5 protein-coding genes are annotated in these 3,924 nt (G+C 65.0%); 2 read left to right on the top strand and 3 right to left on the bottom strand.

The genetic code is table 11. The annotated features are described in order from the left end of the window. Positions 1 to 222: 222 nt before the first annotated feature. Positions 223 to 417 (top strand): hypothetical protein, encoded by a 195-nt coding sequence (locus tag ACWNCF_RS01400; protein WP_449405747.1) that lies wholly within the window; start codon positions 223 to 225, stop codon positions 415 to 417. Between the two features lie 46 nt (positions 418 to 463). Here the strand turns inward: ACWNCF_RS01400 and ACWNCF_RS01395 are convergent, their stop codons facing one another. Continuing rightward, positions 464 to 1,099, bottom strand: coding sequence for an FUSC family membrane protein (locus tag ACWNCF_RS01395; RefSeq protein WP_449405746.1), 636 nt, complete (start codon positions 1,097 to 1,099; stop codon positions 464 to 466). Between the two features lie 117 nt (positions 1,100 to 1,216). Next, positions 1,217 to 2,176 carry a hypothetical protein gene (locus ACWNCF_RS01390; protein WP_449405745.1) on the bottom strand — a complete coding sequence of 320 codons (960 nt, stop codon included), beginning with the start codon at positions 2,174 to 2,176 and terminating at the stop codon, positions 1,217 to 1,219. A 586-nt stretch (positions 2,177 to 2,762) separates the two neighbouring features. Here ACWNCF_RS01390 and ACWNCF_RS01385 point away from each other — a divergent pair. Continuing rightward, positions 2,763 to 3,212, top strand: a complete 450-nt coding sequence (locus tag ACWNCF_RS01385; protein WP_449405744.1) for a formylglycine-generating enzyme family protein — start codon at positions 2,763 to 2,765, stop codon at positions 3,210 to 3,212. Between the two features lie 57 nt (positions 3,213 to 3,269). Here ACWNCF_RS01385 and ACWNCF_RS01380 read toward each other — a convergent pair whose 3' ends face one another. After that, positions 3,270 to 3,698 (bottom strand): hypothetical protein, encoded by a 429-nt coding sequence (locus ACWNCF_RS01380; protein ID WP_449405743.1) that lies wholly within the window; start codon positions 3,696 to 3,698, stop codon positions 3,270 to 3,272. Positions 3,699 to 3,924: the final 226 nt, after the last annotated feature.

The following is a 3,924-nucleotide window of genomic DNA, read 5'->3' as shown; positions in this document are numbered from 1 at the left end:
TACGATGCGATGTGTCCGGTGCCGGGGAATTTTTATATTGTGCGAAGTTGTGCGTGGTGCCGCGCCGCGGATCGCCGGCGTGAGCCCTGCCCTGAGGCGTGCCCTGGCGGCGCGAGCCGTTCCAGAAGTGTGTCCCGAGGCGTGCCGCGAAGGCGCTTGCTGCGGCGCCTACAACGACTCATCGTTACCGGCTGCAACTCCCGCCTCGCGTGATCCGAACACATGGATCACGTCCTCGGCGCCCCGCATGCTCTTCAGTCACGATTCCATACCGGCCTGCGGATCGCCGCGGCTGTCGTCGGCCTGACGGGCCTGACGTACCACTTCGCCGACCTGCCGACGGCGACGGCGGTGGCGATCGGCGCGGCCACCACACGACGGCACCTGCCGAGTCCGTTGCGCCACAAGTTCAAATGAGATGCTGGCGGGCGTGCTGACGCGCTCGCTGGTGGCGCGGCCCTGGTCAGCCCGTGTTCGCCCGTGACTGGCCACGCAGTCCTCGCGGCCTTTCTGGCCAGCATGATGACGGCGTACGGCAGGAAGCGCGATGCCGCTGCAGTTCGTTTCGCCTGTTCGCTGATGGACGCTGTCGAGCGGCGCGGCCGCTCACCAGCCGCTGCAGGCGTTGCGGCATGGGGCGCCGTCTTTTTGCCCGCGCCGCCCGCAAAAACAGCGCCCCATGCCGCAACGCCTGCAGCGGCGCGACGGCCGCGCCGCTCGACAGCATCATCACGAACAGGGCGACGAACTGCAGCGGCATCGCCTTCCTGCCGTACGCCGTCATCATGCTGGCCAGAAAAGCCACGAGGACGATGACGGTGCGTAGCAGCCATTGCACGGGCGAACACAGGCTGACCAGCAGCGCCACCAGCGAGCACGTCAGCACGCCCGCCAGCATCTCGTTGAACTTGTGGCGCAACGGACTCGGCAGGTCCATCATGCTGGTGCACAGCGCGCCGATCGCCACCGCCATCGCGGTCGGCAGGTCGGCGAAGTGGTACGTCAGGCCCGTCAGGCCGACGACGCCGGCGGCGATCCGCAGGCCGGTATAGAAATAGTGACTGAAGAAGAGCGTGCGGGGCGCGAGGACGTAATGCATGTGTTCGGATCACGCGAGGCGGGTGCGGCCGGTAACGATGAGTCCATTATAGCGCCGCAGCAAGCGCCTTCGCGGCACGCCTCGGGACGCGCTTCTGGGAACGGCTCAGGGCACGGCTCAGGGCACGCCTCGGGCAGGGCTCGCGCCAGGGCGATCCGCCGGCGCCGCACCGCGCCGCAACCAGCTTTCGCGGCAATATAAAAATTCCCCGCGCGGACACATCGCCACATCGATGCCTTCGCACAACAGACCGTCGAGGGCGACGGTATTGCCGAGCTTGACCATCATGCCCGTCTGCTCGAGGATGATTTGACGGACAGGGAAGGCGACCCGGTAGCTGTGTCCGATCGCATGATGCATGGTCGGGGGAAAGGTCAATCCGCAATTCCTCCCTTTTTCATCGAGGTTGTGCCGGAGCTCCTCGATCGGTTTGATGGCGACCCATTCGTCCTGCCGCAAATCCAGGCCGCCTCTGCTCTTCGGGCCGGGAACGCCGATGAGCTGGTCCTGCTTCCCGCCGCCCGCCCGCCGCCACAAGGTGCGGAACAGGATGCGGACGAAGTCGGAGAGCGCCAGCTCGCGCGCCAGGATTTCGCGGAGCAGGGGACGGACGTCCCAGCGATGCAGGGCGGTCGTCGCCGATTTGAGCGCCGTGGACTGGCACACATAGCGCTCGCCGTCGCGCGTGGGCAGGCGCCGCAGCCGCGCCGCCGCGGCGGCATCGTGCGCCGGCCATCCGGCTTCGGCCAGGGCGCCGGGGAGCGCCTCGGCCGGCGCGAGCCAGTCGCGTTTCCAGAACAGCAGGCAGGCACGATGGCACTGGTCGTGAAAACCGCCGTCGCAGCGGGCGTCCTGGAGAAAAACGGCGTCTTTCATTTCGCGAAAGCCATGGCCGACGACACACGTCCGGCGCGCGCTGCGATGCACGCGGATGCAGGAGCCGCAATACGCCACCATTTCGGGCATGAACGGCAGGCCGTCGAGTTTTCCATCCTCATCCAATGTCTCGAGAATTTCACTCGGACTTTTGACTCTCATGAGCCGCGCTCGCGGCGGGCGCCAGGTTTCACGCTTCATGTCGACCTCTCGATCCGGGTCTCAGGCTTGACCCGTCCAATGTCAGGGTGGGGACGGCAGGGGGCTCGATGAGCCTGGAATGGGCCGGCGGCGTATCACTGCTGCCAATGCGTGGGCATGCAAGATGCATCAAGTATCGGGAGGGATGGCCCGTAAAGGATTGCGGAAGCTCAATCGGAAACGGGGCGCCGGTTGCGCACGGTCGCGGCGCCGCGTTTGCGTTCGTGATAGGGAGAGGGCAGGCGTTCGGTTTGCAGGTTACGCGTACTGCGCCTGGACGCGCGGCAGCGGCACGCGGGGCGGCGCTTGGCCCTCGTGTGTACCTGTGCCGTGGCGAGGCCGGCATTGCATGTGCTGAATGGTAAGCGGCGCTTTGGAAGTTTTAAGCCAGAAATAAGCGAGTGGATAGAAAAGGTGAGATTTGCCGATATCCAGCTTGGTTATTGTGGCGTTGTCTGGACAAAGCATTGCTCGTCGCAATAAGCGCTTGTCGGGCACGACCTGCCGACACCACTGTTGGCACTTGTTTCAATATGCGCGAAGAGTGCGCCGCGTTGGGCCGCTCGATTTTCCCAGGACAGATACGATGCAAAAAATTTTCGCCGCTTTCATGCTGGTTGCGGTCACGTGCGCGAGCGGCCCGCTGCGGGCGGCTACCGATCCGGTGATCGTCCCGCCCATGGTGACGGTCCCGGGCGGCCAGTTCTCGATGGGCAGTACCGCCGACCCGACCTACGCCAATTATCCGGCGTCGGTGCCTGTACACCAGGTCCAGGTCAGGACGTTCAAGCTGTCCAAGTATGAAACGACGGTCAAGCAGTTTCGCCAGTTCGTCGACGCCACCGGCTATCAGATGGGCACCGATTGCTGGAAACTGGCGGCCAATGACTGGGGCATGGAATACGGACAGCTCAGCTGGGACTCGCAGGCCAACGCCGCCACCGAGTATCACCCGGTCATGTGCGTGAGCTGGAACGATGCCCACGCTTATCTCGAATGGCTCTCCAGGAGACGGGCCATCCCTCCCGATACTTGATGCATCTTGCATGCCCACGCATTGGCAGCAGCCAGACGCCGCCGGCCCATTCCAGGCTCATCGAGCCCCCTGCCGTCCCCACCCTGACATTGGACGGGTCAAGCCTGAGACCCGGATCGAGAGGTCGACATGAAGCGTGAAACCTGGCGCCCGCCGCGAGCGCGGCTCATGAGAGTCAAAAGTCCGAGTGAAATTCTCGAGACATTGGATGAGGATGGGAAAACTCGACGGCCTGCCGTTCATGCCCGAAATGGTGGCGTATTGCGGCTCCTGCATACCGCGTGCATCGCAGCGCGCGCCGGACGTGTGTCGTCGGCCATGGCTTTCGCGAAATGAAGGACGCCCGTTCTTCTCCAGGACGCCCGCTGCGACGGCGGTTTTCACGACCAGTGCCATCGTGCCTGCCTGCTGTTCTGGAAACGCGACTGGCTCGCGCCGGCCGAGGCGCTCCCCGGCGCCCTGGCCGAAGCCGGATGGCCGGCGCACGATGCCGCCGCGGCGGCGCGGCTGCGGCGCCTGCCCACGCGCGACGGCGAGCGCTATGTGTGCCAGTCCACGGCGCTCAAATCGGCGACGACCGCCCTGCATCGCTGGGACGTCCGTCCCCTGCTCCGCGAAATCCTGGCGCGCGAGCTGGCGCTCTCCGACTTCGTCCCAGCATCAGGTGCTGGATCATCCAACTAACTCCTCCGTTTTAACCTTAGCAATGCAT

Source organism: Massilia phosphatilytica, assembly GCF_977014125.1.
The sequence above is the reverse complement of the archived record's forward strand: the minus strand, read 5'-3'. Positions and strand labels throughout refer to the sequence as shown.

What these genes read in the sequence shown, in the direction of transcription:
- ACWNCF_RS01400 (WP_449405747.1), top strand. Translation starts at nt 223, where the DNA reads ATGGATCACGTCCTCGGCGCCCCGCATGCTCTTCAGTCACGATTCCAT.
- ACWNCF_RS01395 (WP_449405746.1), bottom strand. Translation starts at nt 1,099, where the DNA reads ATGCATTACGTCCTCGCGCCCCGCACGCTCTTCTTCAGTCACTATTTC.
- ACWNCF_RS01390 (WP_449405745.1), bottom strand. Translation starts at nt 2,176, where the DNA reads ATGAAGCGTGAAACCTGGCGCCCGCCGCGAGCGCGGCTCATGAGAGTC.
- ACWNCF_RS01385 (WP_449405744.1), top strand. Translation starts at nt 2,763, where the DNA reads ATGCAAAAAATTTTCGCCGCTTTCATGCTGGTTGCGGTCACGTGCGCG.